Source organism: Streptomyces sp. NPDC089919, from assembly GCF_040684615.1.
Taxonomy (GTDB): domain Bacteria; phylum Actinomycetota; class Actinomycetes; order Streptomycetales; family Streptomycetaceae; genus Streptomyces.
This window is the reverse complement of sequence record NZ_JBFBGK010000087.1, coordinates 20,733-37,776: the sequence shown is the minus strand read 5'-3', so window position 1 is coordinate 37,776 and position 17,044 is coordinate 20,733. Positions and strand designations below refer to the sequence as shown.

7 protein-coding genes are annotated in these 17,044 nt (G+C 73.5%); 6 read left to right on the top strand and 1 reads right to left on the bottom strand.

The features are described from left to right. From AB0O40_RS28280 to AB0O40_RS28265, 4 genes are all read left to right on the top strand, one after another. The coding region (locus tag AB0O40_RS28280) for a PLP-dependent aminotransferase family protein (RefSeq protein WP_365047591.1) at positions 1–933 on the top strand (933 nt) is incomplete at its 5' end. A 500-nt stretch (positions 934–1,433) separates the two neighbouring features. After that, entirely contained in the window at positions 1,434–5,531 is a 4,098-nt protein-coding gene (locus tag AB0O40_RS28275; RefSeq protein ID WP_365047588.1) for a NocE, read from the top strand. Between the two features lie 417 nt (positions 5,532–5,948). Beyond that, positions 5,949–6,920, top strand: coding sequence for a hypothetical protein (locus AB0O40_RS28270; protein WP_365047586.1), 972 nt, complete (start codon positions 5,949–5,951; stop codon positions 6,918–6,920). 55 nt (positions 6,921–6,975) lie between these two features. Next, complete coding sequence (locus AB0O40_RS28265; RefSeq protein WP_365047583.1) at positions 6,976–7,488, top strand: hypothetical protein; 513 nt, start codon at positions 6,976–6,978, stop codon at positions 7,486–7,488. Positions 7,489–7,549: 61 nt separating this feature from the next. On the opposite strand, the gene rph is transcribed toward AB0O40_RS28265, so the two are convergent. Further along, positions 7,550–10,213, bottom strand: a complete 2,664-nt coding sequence (gene rph / locus AB0O40_RS28260) for a rifamycin-inactivating phosphotransferase (protein ID WP_365047581.1) — start codon at positions 10,211–10,213, stop codon at positions 7,550–7,552. A gap of 338 nt (positions 10,214–10,551) precedes the next feature. On the opposite strand from rph, the gene AB0O40_RS28255 reads away from it, so the two are divergent. Next, entirely contained in the window at positions 10,552–14,628 is a 4,077-nt protein-coding gene (locus AB0O40_RS28255; protein ID WP_365047578.1) for an NACHT domain-containing protein, read from the top strand. Further along, positions 14,625–16,892, top strand: a complete 2,268-nt coding sequence (locus AB0O40_RS28250) for a glycosyltransferase (RefSeq protein ID WP_365047575.1) — start codon at positions 14,625–14,627, stop codon at positions 16,890–16,892. Before AB0O40_RS28255 ends, AB0O40_RS28250 begins: the two co-directional genes overlap by 4 nt. Positions 16,893–17,044: the final 152 nt, after the last annotated feature.

Below are 17,044 nucleotides of genomic sequence, written 5' to 3'. Positions count from 1 at the left end.
GTCGCCGGCTGGCTGGCCCGCAACCGGGGCGTGCGCGCCGACCCGGGCGAGGTGGTCGTCGTCGCCGGGGTCGCCCAGGCCCTGTGGCTGCTCGCCGGTGTGCTGCCCGGCGCGGGCGTGCACCGGGTGGCGGTGGAGGACCCCGGCTCGCTCGGCGCCCGGCAGCAGTTGGAGCACGGCGGGCTCGAGACCGTGGGGGTGCCGGTGGACGCGGCCGGGCTCGACGTGGCCGCGCTGCGGGCCAGTGGTGCCCGTGCGGTGCTGCTGACCCCGGCGCACCAGTTCCCCACCGGGGTGGTGCTCGACGGCGAGCGCCGCCGGGAGCTGCTGGCCTGGGCGGCCGACGGCGGGCTCGTCGTGGAGGACGACTACGACGCCGAACACCGCTACGACCGCGCCCCGGTGCCCGCGCTGCGCGCCCTGGCCCCCGAGTCCGTCGCCTACGCGGGCAGCGTCTCCAAACTCCTGGCGCCCGCACTGCGGTTGGGCTGGCTGCTGGTCCCGGGCCGGCTACGCGACCAGGTCGTGGAGGCCAAGCGGCACGCCGACCTCGGGAACCCGGTCCTGGCCCAGCTCGTGCTCGCCCGGCTGATGGACTCCGGCGAGCTGGAGCGCCACCTGCGCTTCCTGCGCCGCCGGCACCGCCGCCGCCGGGACGCCATGCTCGGCGCGATCGCCCGCCACCTCCCCGGCGCCCGGGTGCACGGCGCCGCGGCGGGCCTGCACCTGACGGTCACCTTCGACGGCGCGGACTTCCCGGACACCGCCCTCGCCGAGAGCGCCCTGGCCCTCGGGGTCAAGGCCCACCCCCTCTCCTGGCACCGGGTGGCCCCCGGGCCGCCCGGCCTGGTCCTCGGCTACGCCGCCGGGCCGGCCGCCGAGACGGAGGAGGGCATCGCCCTGATGGGCCGGGCGCTGCACACCCTGCGCTGAGGGGCTGGGGCCCGGGAGCCCCGCCGGCGACGGGCAGCCCTTCAGGACTGCCGGCGCACGTGCGCCGGTTGCCGTGCCTGCCGGGCGGGCACACACGGGCGGCGTGACGGTGTCTCGGCGTCCCGGCCCTTCTCCAGGACGTCCCGGGAACGCCGGGCCCATCCTCGTCCCGGACGGTGCGGGATCGTGCCCCGCCGCCCCGGAATCCGTGCGTCCCGGGCGGTGGGAGAAGCCGTCTCGGGCGCGACGGGGCCCTCCCGTCCCGCGCTGCCCGGGACGTCCCCGAGACGGAACACCGCTTTCGACGGCCCCGGCCGGGCCTAGATTTCAACCCGCCGGCTGCGGACCCTCGTCCCGCCGACTCCTGCCCGTGCGGCCCTGACCGCCGGCGCCCCTCCCCGTCAACGCCCCCTCCTGCAACGCCCCGTGCGGCCGTCCGTGCACCGGCCCGCGTCGGTGCGCGCCGACCCCGGGGCGACACCTCACAGAAGAGAAGGACCTTGAGACCAGACAGAAGACGACGCTCGGCGATGGCCGTGGCGCTGGCCTCGGCGGCGATCGCCGTGCCGCTGGCCCTGCCCGCGCAGGCCGGTCCGCTGCCGGCCGTCCCCCGCCCCGCACCCGGCGCCACGGCGCAGCCCGCCGACACCCATCCGGCGGAGGTCCCCGCCGCCGCTCGCCGCGGGGTGATCGGCAGCGCCTCGGACCGGGCGTGGACCACCTCCGGTGACGCCGCCGGCTTCCACGTGCTGGTCGCGGACGCCGGGGCCGGCTACCGGTGGAAGACCGCGGCCACCCTGCTGGAGCCGGGATTCGACACCGACGCCTGGATCGGCAACGCCTGCGCCACCGAGTCGGGGCGCCGGGTCGTGGTGGCGTACGCGCCCCGTACGTTCACCAACAAGCCTGACCTGATGAGCCGCGGGGCCTTCACCGCCGTGGTGGAGCTGGCCACCGGCAAGGTCACCAAACTGCCGGTGCAGGCGAGCCTTTCGTACTTCTCCCCCGGCTGCGGCGAGGGCGAGGAGGCGGTGCTGTCCCAGTTCACCGACGACGGCCAGAAGGAGAACGCCACCCGCCTGGTGACCGTGGACGCGACCGCCGGCAAGGCCGGCAAGCCGCTCAAGCTCAGGGGCCAGATCACCTCCGCCATCCCGTACGGCAACGGGCAGTTGGTCGCGGCCGACGGCGCCCAGCTCGTCCGCATCGGCAAGGACGGCACCCGGCGCCGCATCGCCCGGACCGACCGGACCCCCTTCCAGATCACCAAGGACGCCTCCGGCGGCATCGCCTTCCTCGACCAGGCACGGGCCGCGCGGCCGGTGAGCGCCGCCTCGGGTGCCGCCCGGTCCGGCGCCGCCCGGACCGCCGTCCCGCAGGGCGAGGTCGGGTACGTGGACGCGGGCACGGTCCGCTCCGCGGGCTCCGGCAGGCGGCCGGCGCCGCGGCGGGTCGCCACCGGCCGGCTCGCCGAACTGGACCTGGCGGGATCCGCCTCCGGCGAGGTGTTCGTCACCGGCAAGGCCCGCACGGAGGGCAGGCTCCCGGCCCATCTGCACAACCCCGGCACCCTGCGCAAGGACGCCCGGCTGAGCCTGCGCGCCCGGGCGGCGGTCAGCACCCGCTGGGCCCGGGGCAAGGACACCCCGGTCCGCCCGGACCAGGCCACCACCGAGCGCACCGTGGTCACCGAGGTGCGGGTGCTGTCCACCGGCCGGAGCGTGGAGCTGTCGGCCACCCCCGGTGAGGCGCCCGTGTCGGCGGCCCGGCTCGCCGAGGGACGGTCCCTCACCCCCGCCCTGCGGGTGGCCGGCGCGGTGCGGAGTCCGGCGCCGAAGGGCAAGGGCTCCTACTCCTCGCCGAACGACCCGGTCGAGGTGGAGCGCGTCTGCGCCGTGCCCCGCGGCGACGTGCGCAAGCAGGCCTTCCAGCCCACGCCCCGCCAGGTGGAGTGGGCGGTCGACCAGGCCGTGATCGGCGGCCTGGACAAGTGGACCCCGCGTGAGCCGAACTGGAAGAGCACCGGCATGGCGGGCTACCACCCGCAGAGCCTCTTCCCGCTCCGTGCGCTGAGCGGCGACCCCAACGGCCACCCGGACAAGGCCGATGAGTGGCACATCCCGGCACAGATCCTGCTGGGCATCACCGCCCAGGAGTCGAACATGTGGCAGGCCACCCGCTACGCCGTACCGGGCGTGACGGCGAACCCGCTGATCGGCAACTACTACGGCATCAAGTACGCGGCGAACGGCACCCAGACCGACCCGTGGGCCATCAACTGGAGCTACGCGGACTGCGGTTACGGCATCACCCAGATCACCGACGGCATGCGGCTGCCCGGCCACGAGCAGGAGGCCCTGAGCACCACCCAGCAGGAGGCCGCCGCGCTGGACTACGCGGCGAACCTCGCCGCGGGCGCCGACAAGCTGGCCGAGAAGTGGAACCAGACCCGCGACGCCGGCCTGGTCGTCAACAACGGCAAGCCGAAGTACATCGAGAACTGGTTCTTCGCCCTGTGGGCCTACAACGCCGGCTTCTACCCGCAGGCGGACGCGGCCAAGAACGCCGGCACCTGGGGCGTGGGGTGGACCAACAACCCGGCCAACCCGCTCTGGAAGGCCAACCGCACCCCGTTCCTCGAGTCCGCGAACGGCGCCGACGACTACTCGCACGCCTCGCACCCGCAGGACTGGCCCTACCAGGAGAAGGTGATGGGCTGGGCGGCGCGACCGCTGTCCGCCATGACCAAGCCCGGCTCGATGGGCCCCGGTTACCGCGCCGCCTGGTGGACGAACACCACCGAGCGCACCGCGGGCCTGAAGCCCTCGGAGGCGATGTTCTGCGACGCCACCAACGAGTGCAACCCGGACAAGATCAGTGACGACGCCAAGAACGAGCCGGGCCTCGGCCCCTGCAACCGCGCGGACCTGCACTGCTGGCACCACCACGCCGTCCAGTGGAAGAACTGCGACCAGAACCTGTGCGGCAACGCCGTGCACCGCTTCGACAACGACAACTACAAGGAGCCGGACGACGAGAACGCGTACCCGCCGCGCTGCCAGCCGGGCCTGCCGTCGAACGCCCTGATCGTCGACGACGTGCCCAACGCGGTGCGTCCGGCCGGTTCGGACGCACGGAGCTGCGGCACCATCACCTCGAACGGAACCTTCCGGTTCGACTTCGTCAACGACCTGGGCCAGTACCCGGGCAAGATGGACCTCCACCAGATCGGCGCCGGCTACGGCAACCACTTCTGGTTCTCCCACACCCGCGACCTCAACACCGCCACCGGCGCCCGGCTCAACATCAAGGGCACCTGGACCCTGAACCAGAACATCCCCGGCAGCGGCTGGGCCCGGGTCCTGGTCCACATGCCCGACCACGGCGCGCACACCCGCCAGGCCCGCTACGTCGTCGACAACACCGACTCCACGAGCCCGGCCCGGGTCGCCCCGCAGCGCACCCGCGAGAACCGCTGGGTCGACATCGGCTCCTTCCACTTCACCGGCACCCCCGCGGTGTCCCTGAGCACGCACACCCCGGACGGGACCGGTACCGAGGACGTGGCCTGGGACGCGGTCGCCTTCCTGCCCCTGCCCGGCAAGCCGGCCCACCAGATCGTGGCGATGGGCGACTCCTTCTCCTCGGGTGAAGGGGCTTCCGTGTCCGGCGGCGCCGACTACTACAAGGAGACCAACTACCGCGACAACACCGCCCCCGCCACTCCCGGCGTTCCCTCCACCCGCGACGCCTGCCACCGCTCCACCAAGGCGTGGTCCCGTCAGGCCACCGTGCCCGGGATGAGCAGCTCCATCGGCGCGCTGGCCGACGGCTACGCCCCGTCGATGGACTACCACCTCATCGCCTGCTCCGGCGCCCGCACGTACAACGTGCTCAACAAGGCGGACGACGCACGGTTCGGCAGGTCGGAGTACGGCGAGCTGCCCCAGCTGGACCTGGGCTACCTCGATCAGAACACCACCTTGGTGACCATCTCCATCGGGGGCAACGACACCGGCTTCACGGACATCTTCGCCGCCTGCTACATCAGCGGGAACTGCCCGTACAGCCGCGTGAAGGTGGTGGGCGTGGACGGCACGAAGACGGATCAGGTCTCGGACGACCTCCGGGTCTACGTGCCGGACCGGATCAAGAACCTGGTGCACCCGCAGATCGTCAAGACGCTCAACGCGATCCACCTGCGCGCTCCGAAGGCGCAGATCGTGCTGATGGGCTACCCGCCGATGCTGGAGAACCACGGTTCGTGCGTCGCGATGAGCTACGTGAACACGGACTGGCTGAACTCGATCGGCGACGTCCTGCTCAACGAGATGCAGGCGGCCGCCGACGAGGTGAAGGCCCAGGGCGTGCAGGTCCGCTTCGCCAACCCCAAGAACCGGTTCGCAGGCAAGGCCATCTGCGGCAGCCCCGAGTCGATCCACGGCCTGGTCACCGACCTCGTCGAGAGCGACGACGCACTCGTGGACACGGACCTGGTCAAGGCCGGCTCGTCCGCCCAGTCCTTCCACCCGAAGATCGAGGGTGCCCGCATCTACGCGGACGTCCTCCAGGACACCCTGGCCCTGATGGGCTACTGACCCGTCACCTCCACCACCCCACGGCCCCGGCCCTCCTCCCGAGGGCCGGGGCCGGCACCCGGCCGGAATCCCGCCGCGGTGGCGAGCCCGGTCACCGTCCCGACAGGACGGGACGCCGGTCGGGACACCCCGCGGAGGCTTCGGGACACCCCGCGCCGTGGTGGGACGGCCAGATCCGACCGCCGGTACCCGCTGCCGCGCCGGGACGCCCCGCAGCGCCTCACCGCAGGCTCAACAGGGCGTCCCGGCGCTTCCTGGGCGCCGACCCCCCACCGCTTTCCCACCCGCCCCATGGGCTCCGGGAAGGCACCGGGACGGGCCCCGTGAGCGCATCCGGCGGGGCCCGGTGCCTTGTTAGGTTTCGGCTCGCCACTCTCCGGGGCGGCCTCCCAGCCCCTCGTACCAGGAGCACTCCCCATGACCCGATTCCCCCGCCGAGCGCCGGCATTCGCGGCAGTGGCCGCCGTGGCCGTCCTGGCCGCGGCCGGCTGCTCCGCCGGCCGGCCGGTGAGCACCGCGCCCCTCGCCGGTGCCGCCGACCCGGTCGCGGTCGCCCCTCAGCGGGCGGACCCCTCGACCTGGACCCTGCCGATGCAGGCCTACCGCCCCACTGCGGAACAGGACCGTACGATCACCGACGCCGAGACGACCCTCGTCGAACGCTGCCTCGCCGGCTTCGGCGTCGCCTGGCGACCGCCGGCGGAGCTCCCGCCCATCGGCCCCCGGAACCTGCTCGACTGGCGGTACGGCATCCACGACCGGGCCGCGGCCGCTGCGTACGGGTATCAAGTGGACCCGCGCCAGCAGGCGCGCTACGACGCCGCCCTGCGGGCGGAGGAGCAGCGGCCCGGCCTGGCGCCCGACGCCCAGATCGCCCTGGCCGGCACCGACGCCCCGCCGGAACTCCTGGCGCAGGCCGGTCCGGAGGCCCGCCGGGGGCGGGTGGCCGGGCGGAAGGTGCCGGCGGGCGGCTGTCTCGGAGAGGCCCGCCGCACGCTCGGCAGCGACACCCGGGGCGTCTCCCCGCTGGTGCAGCGCCTGACCAACTCCTCGTACCCGCAGTCGATGGCCGCACCGGCCGTGAAGGCCGTCTTCGCCCGCTGGTCCGCCTGCATGCGGGCCAAGGGGTTCACGTATCCGGCGCCCATGGCCGCCAACGACGACCCGCAGTTCCGCCCGCGTCCCCAGGGACCGTCCGCCAAGGAGATCGCCACCGCGGTCGCCGACATCGACTGCCGCGTCGCCCACCGGGTCGCCGAGACCTGGCACACGGCGGAGGCGGCCGCCCAGCGGCGGTCCATCGCCGACCACGCCGGAGAACTGGCGGCGGACCGCCGCGCGCTCGACGCAGTCGTGCACAAGGCCCGTGCCGTCCTCGCCCGGCCCTGACCCGTCCGACGTCCCCGTCCCGTACCTGTCAGTCACCACTCACCAAGGAGTCACCGTGAAGATCTCGCTCGTCCCCTCGTCCACCCGCCGCCGCCTGCGCACCGCCGCCGTCACGGCCCTGCTGGCCGCCACCACGGTCGCCACGGGCGGCATCGCCCACGCCGAGTCCAACCCGACCATCGACCTCAACTCCAACGGCGACGACACCACGCTCTCGATGGAGAAGTGCGCCGAGCACTCCGAGGACTTCCGCTTCCGCTTCTACTACAGCCCCGACTACAAGGGCGCCTGGGTCAACGTCGGCCACAACATCTACGACATGAAGTCCATCGACGTCACCGCCGCTCCCGACCGCGCGCTGTACTTCTGCGACAACGGCGCCGGCGGCGGCCAGCAGGCGGCGAACAACGCCGCCTCCGCCTACAACTGGTACGAGGGCTACGAGGCGACCATCTTCTACAGCCTCGGCTACCGCGGCGCCTGGGACACGGTCCGCCCCCGGAGCGGGATCAGCCTGCTGCCCAACACCCGCAACAACAACCGCTCCATCAACTTCCGCCGCGGCTGACCGGCCGCTCCCCCCCCAGGCCCGGGCCGGCCCTCCGGCCGGCCCGGGCCGATCGGCCCGTTCAGTCCAGGAGCTCGACGTAGCCGCCGGTGCCGTGGACGCGGATGCGCCGGCCGTCGTGGATCAGGCGGGTGGCGCCGGCCACCCCGACCACTGCCGGGAGGCCGTACTCGCGGGCGATCACCGCTCCGTGGGTCATCAGGCCGCCGACCTCCGTCACCAGGGCCGCGGCGCCGACGAAGAGGGGCGACCAGCTGGGGTCGGTGAAGGTCGTCACCAGGATGTCCCCGGCCTCCAGATCGGCGTCCGCGATGTCGAGGACGACCCGGGCCCGCCCCTCCACGGTCCCCACCGAGACCGGCAGACCGGTCAGCGCTCCCTCGGGTACGTCCCCGCGCCGGTACGCACCGCTGAGCGCTTCGCCCTCCGAGGTCAGCACCCGGGGCGGGGTGAGCGCTTCGTACGCACGGAAGTCGTCCTTGCGCCGCCGGATCAGCTCGCCGAGCCGGGCGGCGAGCGCGGCCCGGTCCCCGGCCCCGGACGGGGCGGTCCGGACCAGGTCGCGCAGCTCCGGGTAGGTGAGGTAGTAGACGTCGTCCCGCTCGGCCAGCACCCCGGTCCCGACGAGGCGTGCGGCCTCCCCGAGCAGGGCCTCCTTGTAGAGGGAGTAGCGGCTGATGATCCCGTACTTGGGGTATTCGCGGTAGCCGATGAAGGCGCGGACCGTGTCGATCATCCGCTCGGTCTCCTCGGCCTTGCGGTCCCCGTCCGGCAGGGCGCGCAGGCGCTCCAGTACCTCCTGCGCCTTGGCCTGCGCCCGGCGGCGTCCGTCGTCGAAGCGGCGGGCGGCGGCGCCGGGCTCGGCGTTGCGGACGTTGTCGAGGATCACGGGTACCAGGGCGCCGGGCCGCTCCTGCCAGCGCGGCCGGGTGATGTCGATCTCGCCGACGCAGCGCATGCCGTACCGGTCCAGGTACTCCTCGACGGCCTTGCGGACGCCGGGCCCGTCGGGGAGCTCGCCGAGTCCGTCGAGGAAGCCGGCGTCCTCGACGCCCCGGTCGTGGACGTCCTGGAGGAAGGCGACCAGGTGCGGGTGCGGGCGGACCGCGTCGGCGACGTCGAGCAGGTCCAGCCCCATCTGCGAGGTGATGTTGCCGGGGGCGGACAGGGTGAGGGTGTCGGCGGCGTTCTTCTCCCCCAGCCACTCCTCGAGCCGGTCGTTGAGCCACCAGGTGGCCTCCATACCGGCCATGATCGCCCGCATGTTCAGGGGGTCGCCGAGCACCCGACGGTGCTCTTCGAAGGCCTCTTCCAGGTAGTCGAACAGCTCCGGTCCGCTCCTGGCCCGCACCTCGCGCGCCAGCTCCGCGACGGAGGCCCGGCTGCGCTCGATCAGCTCGCCGACCACGGCCGGGTCGGTGTCGACCGACGCGGGCGCACCGCCGGCTCCCGCCCCGGCCGCCGGACCGGCGCCGCCCGCCGGGTCCGGGAGCGAGGGCACGAAGTCGCCCCGTTCGAGGACGGTCTCCAGGGCGTCCCTGACCAGCGGATCGCCCTTGCCCACGATGTCCAGGAGGCCGGCGCGGCTCGCGGGGGCGGCGAGGCGCGCGGTCACGTCGACGAACAGTCGGCCGCCGGCCTCGTGCATCGGCACCATGGCCGTCATCTGCCACATCGAGGACCCGAGGGGCTTCATGGCGTCCGTCATCATCTGCTGGTGGGCGACCGAGACGTAGACGTGGTTGTCCTCGTCGGCCGCAGCGGGGACGGGGAAGAGCGTGGTGATCGGGCGGCTCTGCACGATCCGGAAGCCGGCCTCGGGATCCAGGCACCATTCGATGTCCTGCGGGCGGCCGAAGTGCGCCTCGATGCGCCGGCCGAGCCGTACGAGGTCCAGGACCTGCGGGTCCGTCAGCGCGGGCCGCTCCCGCTCCGCCGCGCCGAGTTCGACCTCTTCCGTCCCGCCGCCGGGCAGGGGCCGCACGGCCCGCTGCTTGGCGGCGATGGTGCGGGAGACGATCCGGTCCTCGCGCACCGCGAACACGTCCGGGTCGACCAGGCCGGAGACCAGGGCCTCGCCGAGGCCGAAGCCGGCGTCGACGGTGGCGACCTTCCGGTTGCCCGAGACGGGGTCGGCGGTGAAAAGGATGCCGGACGCGTGCGGGAGGACCATCCGCTGCACGACCACGGCCATCTGGACCGCACGGTCGTCGATGCCGTTGCGCCGGCGGTAGGTGACGGCGCGCTCCGTGAACAGCGAGGCCCAGCAGCGGCTGACGTGCCGCAGGACCTCGGCCGGCCCCACGACGTTCAGGTACGTGTCCTGCTGGCCGGCGAAGGAGGCGGTCGGCAGGTCCTCGGCGGTCGCGCTGGACCGCACGGCGCACGGGGTGCCGGTGCCGAGCCGGGCGAGCCCTGCGGTGACCGCCGCCGCGACCTCCTCCGGAAGCTCGATGTCCTCGACGGTCCGCCGGATCTCTGCGCTGAGCGTGCGGAGCGCGTCCCGGTCGTCCGGGTCGAGCCCGGCGAGCCGGTCGAGCAGGCCGCCGAGCGCGGGGGCGCCCGCGACGACGCGCCGGAAGGCGTCCGTCGTCACGCAGAAGCCGTCCGGCACGCCGACGCCCTCGATCCGCGCCAGGGCGCCCAGGTGCGCGCCCTTCCCGCCGACCCGCGCGATCTGCGTCTCGTCGCTCTCGGCCAGGTCCACCACGTACTGCTCGAACACTCGCTACCCACTTCTCGGACGCCGGTTGAGAGGCACCCCGCCCGCCGGCGCCGGATCGGCGCAGACCGTGGCGGAATGCCCTGAGGCCGACGATTGTGCGCCGCGACGGGGGCCTTGCCACAAGCCCCCCACTGCGCTATACGTTGAAGAGGGCCGGGAGATCACTCTCCCTGCCCTTCTGCGTTTCCGGGCCGTCTCCCCCACGCCTCGGCTGCCCAAGCCGGCCGGCCGCCGTGTTCCGTCGTCCCGGTCCGGGGATTGTGCCCCCGTCGGCCCGTGCAACCGGTATGAAGGACCTGGCCGTTCTCGCGGCCTGGACGGCGGATGTCGGGGGCGGTATGGCGGGCAGGCGCGCGGGCAAGGATCGGCTGCTCGTCGGGTTGCAGGGGCTGAGCTCGATCGCGAGCGGCTTCGCCGCCGTCGCCGCCGGATGGGCGGTCGGGGGCCCGGTCGCCCCGGCCCTCGCCGCGGCCACCGGGGCGGTCGGTTTCATTCTCACCGGCGCCGTGCGCGCCAGACGGCGGGACGCCGACTTCGAGTGGCCGTACCTGCTGCGCGTCCAGGAGCAGAGCGTGCGCCTCTACGGCCAGGAGGCATCCAGCTCGGGGAGCCGCGCGTCCGGACACCCTTCGCGTGACCAGGTGTTGCTGAGCATGGACGTCACGGAGCCCGGAGTGAGAGGGGAGGGACGGCGACCGGTCATGTCGGCCCTGGAGGAACGGGCACCCTCCGTGATCACCTTGATCGGCGGCCCGGGCACCGGCAAGACCTTCCTGCTCGGGAGGCTCGCGGCGCGGGCCGCGGAGCGGGAACCGAAGTCCGCGGGAGACCTGCCCGTCCTGCTGAGGTTACGGGACTGCGCCCCGGGCATCGACTCCGATCCGCGGACCACGCTCGTGGACGTGGTCGGGGCCACTCTGGGCCAGACCGAGGGCGACGCCTGGAGCCGGTGGCTCGAGGGCCGTCTGCAACGGGGAGGGTGCCTCGTCCTCCTGGATGCGTTGGACGAACTGGACCACAGACGACGCCAGCAGATGTCGGCCTGGCTCACGGAACAAGTGATGCGCTATCCGCGCAACACCTTCCTGGTCACCTCCCGGGAGCTGCCGGCCCGGTGGCTCCCCGGGGTCGGTGGGAGGGTCCTGTATGTGGAGCCTCCCACCGACGGCCAGGTCACCGAGTACCTGCTGCTCCGACTGCCCCATCTGGACCGGGCTGCGCTGCGCGCATGGCTGGACATGCCGGAGCCGGCGCGCAACCCCCTGCTGCTGGCGATGCTGGTGCGCCTCAACGAGAAGACCGGCAGGCCACTCAACCCCGCGATCGTGTATGGAGAGTTACTACGGCATCAACTGGAGGACGCCCGGCCGTCGGGGTCCGGCGTTCCCGGCCTCTCGTCCGAGCAGAAGCTGCCGGTCATCCAGGTGCTCGCCCTGAGCATGGCTGAACGCGGTGTCGACACGGCCCCCGAGTCGTGGTGCGTCCGGGCGATCGAAGGCGTCCTGCGCAACACGGCTCCCCTGCACCCGGTGGAGTTCCTGCACCTGATGGTGGAGGAGGGCGTCCTGGTCGAACCGGCCGGCGGTGTGTACTCCTTCGCCCACCGCGGCTTCCTGGAATACCTCGCCGCCGAGCAGATCCGGGCCCAGGGCTCCGTGCGGCTCCTCATCCAGCACATGACCGATCCCCGGTGGCGCGAGATCATCCTCGCCTGGGCCGCCTCGGCGGACGCGAGCCGGTTCATCGAGGCGTGCCTGCGGCACGGCACGGACGAGGTGCTGCAACTGGCCCGGGACTGCGCCGAGGTCAGTCCGCGGGTCGAGCCGGAGCTGCGGGCCCAGCTGTCGCGGCCGCAGCCGCGTCCCGGCCGCGAGGTCCCGTCGGACGCCTTCACCGCGTTCGTGGAGAAAGCGTACTCGGCGCCCGCGACGGCACTGCTGGACGGGGCCGACCGCGACCGGCCGGTGAGCAGGGAGGAGATCGACGCGCTCCTGGCGCGGACGCGGTCCCGTGCCGTGCACGAGTCCACCGAGGCGGATGCCACCGCCTTCTTCTCGGCCGCCGTCCTCGCCACCGAGCGGGCCGACCACAGGTCGGCGGGAGGCTACCGCTTCAAGGGCCTCGTCTGTCTCGCCCATGCCCTTCGGGGCAAGAGCCTGGCCTCCTCCCGGGACCTGGCCCTGGCCGCGCTGCGCCTCCTGGACCCGGACCGGCTGAGCCTCACCGACCTGGAGACGGCCTGCCTCGCGTACCTCGGCTCCGCCGCCGACGCCCGGCGCCCCGACGCGTTCGCCGATGCGTTGCGCGCCTCCTGCCGGGAGGCCGGGGCGGCCGCGTTCCCGTTGCTGCTCCCCCTGGTCGCCGCACACCGCGAAGCCGCCCGGCGGGTCGTCGGCGCCCTGCCTGGGGACGCGGAGCTGGTCCGCGGCATCGCGGACGCCCTCGGCACCGATGTGCTCGGGGCGGCGAGCGTCACCGGCTGGGACGCGGCCGTGGACGCATGGCACCGCGCCCGCCGCGAGGCGTTGTACGAGCTCGGCGCCCTGGTGCGCCTGGAGCTGGCGCCCCCGTCCCTGCTGCGCGCGCGGGAGCTGGTGGCCGAGCGGGAGGCCGATCCGCAGGCCGGGGCGTCCGGTCTGGACCGGCTCGCCCGTGCGCTGGACCACCTGGACGACTTCCTGCACCGCACTCCCTTCGACGAGCGGGAGAAGGCGCTGCGGGCCGCGGCCCGGCAGGCGGAGATGGTCCGGGCCGCGGTGCGCGGCGCCCCGACCGAGCTGTCCGTGCAGGTGGCCGAGCCCGCTGCGGCACGGATCGAGGAGGTGGTCCGGGAGGCCCGGGCGCGGCTGGTCCGGCAGTTCCCGCCGCGGCCCCGGATCGGAGCGGCCCTGCCCGTCGGACGGATCGTGGGCCGGACCCTCACCGTGCCGGTCGAGGTGGCGAACGACGACGAGCGCAGCGCCCCCGTCGAGCAGGCCGCGCTGGTCGCGTCGGGGGATCCGGCGGTCCTCGAGCCCGCCGGGGACGCGTGGACGGAGGTGCCCGCGCCCGTGCCCGGCGGTGCCGCGACGACGGTGCTGCTGCGCCTGTGCCTCACCGAGGCCGCGCAGGACCTCGACGAGGTCGAGGTGCGGGTGGCGTTCCGGTACCGGTCGCGGGACGGCGGCGCCGTCCTCCGCCAGGCCCGGCTGACCTTCGCCGTCGACCGGGGCCACCGGCCCGTCGATCCCAACCCCTACGCGGCCGGCAACACCGGCAATCCGCTGGACGACCCGGCCATGCTCTTCGGCCGGGAGGAGCTGATCGACAAGGTGCGCGCCACCTTGCGCGGCGCCTCCGCGCCCGGAGCGGGCATCGCGATCTTCGGCCAGAAGCGCACCGGCAAGTCCTCGATCGGCGTGGAGCTGATGCGGCGGCTCTCGGAGCTCGACGGCCTCCCGGTCGTGGACGTGGACAACCTGGGCTCGCTGGCCCCCGGGCGAGGGGCCGCGGGCGACCAGGCGACCGTGCTCGGCAGCCTGCTGTGGCGGATCGTCCAGGGCGCCGACGACACCGTCCGGGACGGGCCGCGGCTGATTCCCGCGGGTTTCGACCGCAAGGCGCTGATCGAGAGCCCGGACCCGGTCGCGGACTGCGCCCGCCTCTTCCAGAAGTACCGGACCGCCCGGCCGGACAGCCCGCCGTGGGTGGTGGTGATCGACGAGTTCCAGTACATGGACCAGTGGATCCGCGAGGGTGTGCTGCCCCCGTCCTTCATGCAGACGTTCAAGGCCATCGTGGAACGACGGCTGTTCCACCTGGTGCTGGTGGGGCAGACCCGGCTGGAGCGGCTGATCGAGGAGGACCCGAACGCCTTCGGCGTCTTCGGACTGGAACGGGTCACCTGCCTGGCCGCGGCCGACGCCCGGGCGCTCATCGAGCAGCCGGTACTCCGCGACACCCCCGAGGGCCCGGTCAGCCGGCACCACGACCGGGCCGTCGCCGAGATCCTCCGCCTCGCCGGCGGGAACCCCTTCTACACCCAGAAGATCTGCTACGAACTGGTCCGGCACATGAACAAGGAGCGGGCCACCACGGCCACGGACGCCGATGTGCGCCAGGTGACCCGGCATTTGCTGGACCGGATGCGGCGGAGCGACTTCGACGGGCTGGAGTCGCCCGACGCCGGTGACGGGCGCTGGACCGAGGCGGAGCTGAAGGCCGCCCTGGGCGCCGTGGCCCGGGCGTGTACGGACGGGCCCGCGTCGCCGTGGCAGATCCGGCACTGCCACGAGGGGGAGTTGCCGGCCGGGCTGCTGGATCACCTGGTCCTGCGTGAGGTGGTCCGGCCGGTCGGTGACCGGTACGAGTTCGTCGTCGGTCTGTTCGAGGAGTGGCTGCGGCGGTACTGCCCGGCCCCGGAAGGATGCCCGTGAGCCCTGCGAACCCGTACGACAGCGCGGGCGGCCCGCCGGACGGCGACGGCTTCGTCGAGCGGACCGAACCGGTCGGCGAGGTCGAGGCCGTATGGCGGGACGGCGGCCGGCCGCGCAACCTCAGCCTCCTCGGCCAGCTCCGGTCCGGCAAGACCACGGTGGTCGAGCAGGCCCTGCGCCGGCTCGACCGGCCGGACCTGGCGGTGGTCCGGCTCTCCGTGGTCGAACTGGTCTCGGTCTTCGGGCTGTTCCGCGCCCTCACCAGCGAGGTCACCGCGCGGTTCCCGGGCCTCCCCGACCTGGACCGGCTGGATGCCACCGTGCGCAACGCGCTCGGCTGGTACGACCTGCAGAACGCGGTCACCAGCTACTTCGCGGCGGTCCGGGCGGGCGGGGTGCACGTCCTGCTGGTGCTGGACGAGTTCGACCGCGCGCCCTGGGTGCTGGTCGACCTCTCCGGCTACCAGCTGCTGCGCTCGCTGATCAGCGAGCCGCGGTACTCCATGGGTCTGGTGACGGTCTCGCGCCGTTCCGTCTTCGAGATCGAGGAGGACGCGGCCGGCGGGTCACGTCTGGACGGGGTCATCTCCGCCCGCTGCCACCTCGGTCTGCTGACGGGCGAGGAGGTGTCCGCGCTGCTCGACCGGGCGACGGCCGTGGGCGTCGACCTCCGGGCGGTGCGGCCGGAGCTGCTGGCCCGCGCTGGGAACCACCCGTACCTCCTGGGCGTGCTGTGCCGGCGGGTGGTGGCGGAGTACCAGGCGACGGGCACGGTCGACGTGGCGGCGGCCCATGACCTGGAACGGGACGCCTTCCAGGCGTACTTCGACCGGCTCGTCGAGGAGATCGACCTCGATCTGGCCGGCCGGGGCGCCGAGCTGCTGCGCGCGGTGGCCGGCGGCGGTCAGCCGGCGGCCTTGGCCGCCGAGGACGTCCAGGACCTGGTCAACAAGGGCGTGTTCCGGCGCGAGGGCGATGCGGTCCGGCTGTTCTCCGAGGCCTTCGCCGCCCATCTCCTCTCGCCGGCGCCGCATCCGGAGCCCCGGCGGGAGGAACCCGCCGGGTTCCGGTGCACCGTCCTGGTCGTCGCCACCGAGTGGGCGTCCGCGCACGGCGGGCTGAGCACCTTCAACCGGGAGTTCTGCCTCGCGCTCACGCAGTTGCGGGTCCGCGTGCTGTGCCTGGTCGCCCGGGCCGACCCGGCCGAGGTGGCCGCGGCCCAGGCCGCCGGGGTGATGGTCCTGCCGTGCCGGCTCGTCCCCGGGGCGGACGAGATGGCCAGCATGATGCGCCCGCTGGAACTCCCCGAGGGGGTGGTCCCCGACCTGGTGATCGGACACGGCCGCATCACGGGGCCGGTGGCCCAGGTCCAGGCGGAGGTCTTCGGGCAGGCGAAGCCGAAGACGCTGCACTTCGTGCACATGGACCCGGACGAGACCGAATGGCTCAAGCTCGACCGGCAGGACGACGCGATGAAGAACGCCACCCACCGGAAGAACATCGAGGTGAGACTCGGGCGTGGCGCGGACCGGCTGGTCGCCGTCGGGCCCCGGCTGCACGGCCTCTTCGACGGGTACTTCACCAAGCCCAAGGACGTCGCACCGCTGCAGTTCGACCCCGGCTTCGACCTCACCGAACGCAGCCTGCGCAGGGTCCCGAACGGGACGCCGCTCACCGTCCTGCTGATGGGGCGCACCGAGGACTCGTACCTCAAGGGACTCGACATCGCCGCGGCGGCCTGCGGGATCGTCGCCGGCTGGCGCCGCGACAAGGGGCAGCGCGACATCGAACTCGTGGTGCGGGGCGTGCCCGAGGAGGTGGCGGTCGCCCAGAAGAAGGAGCTGGAGGCCTGGGCGGGCAACGGGCGGCTGCGCATCGTGCTGCGCCCGTTCACCACGGAGCCCGAGGAGCTGGAGGACGACCTCTACCGGTCGAGCCTGCTCGTCATGCCCTCCCGTGCCGAGGGCTTCGGTCTGGTGGGGCAGGAGGCCATCAAGGCCGGCACCCCCGTGCTGGTGAGCGAGGCCAGCGGGCTGGGGGCCCTGTTGCGGGACACGCTCGACGACGAGCGGGCGGCGACGTGGGTGGTGCCGATGACCGGCGACACCGAAGCCGACACCGACACCTGGGCCCGGATGATCGACGGCATGCTGACCGACAGCGCGGCGCGGTTCGAGGCCGCCGAGAAGCTTCGCGTCGAACTGGCGGAGAAGAAGCCGTGGTCGAAGGCGGTCGACGACCTCCTCAAGGAGATGGGGCTGTAGGGCCGCCCGGGCGGGCGGCTCCGGCCCGCCCGCCGTCACAAACGCTCATCCAGCTGTTGCGGAACGGTCATTGAAGGGTCGTCAGATGCGCGTCGATACTTCGGGCAACCCGCGGTGTCGGCTTCTTCCTGCGGGTCGTCGCTTGTCATTCA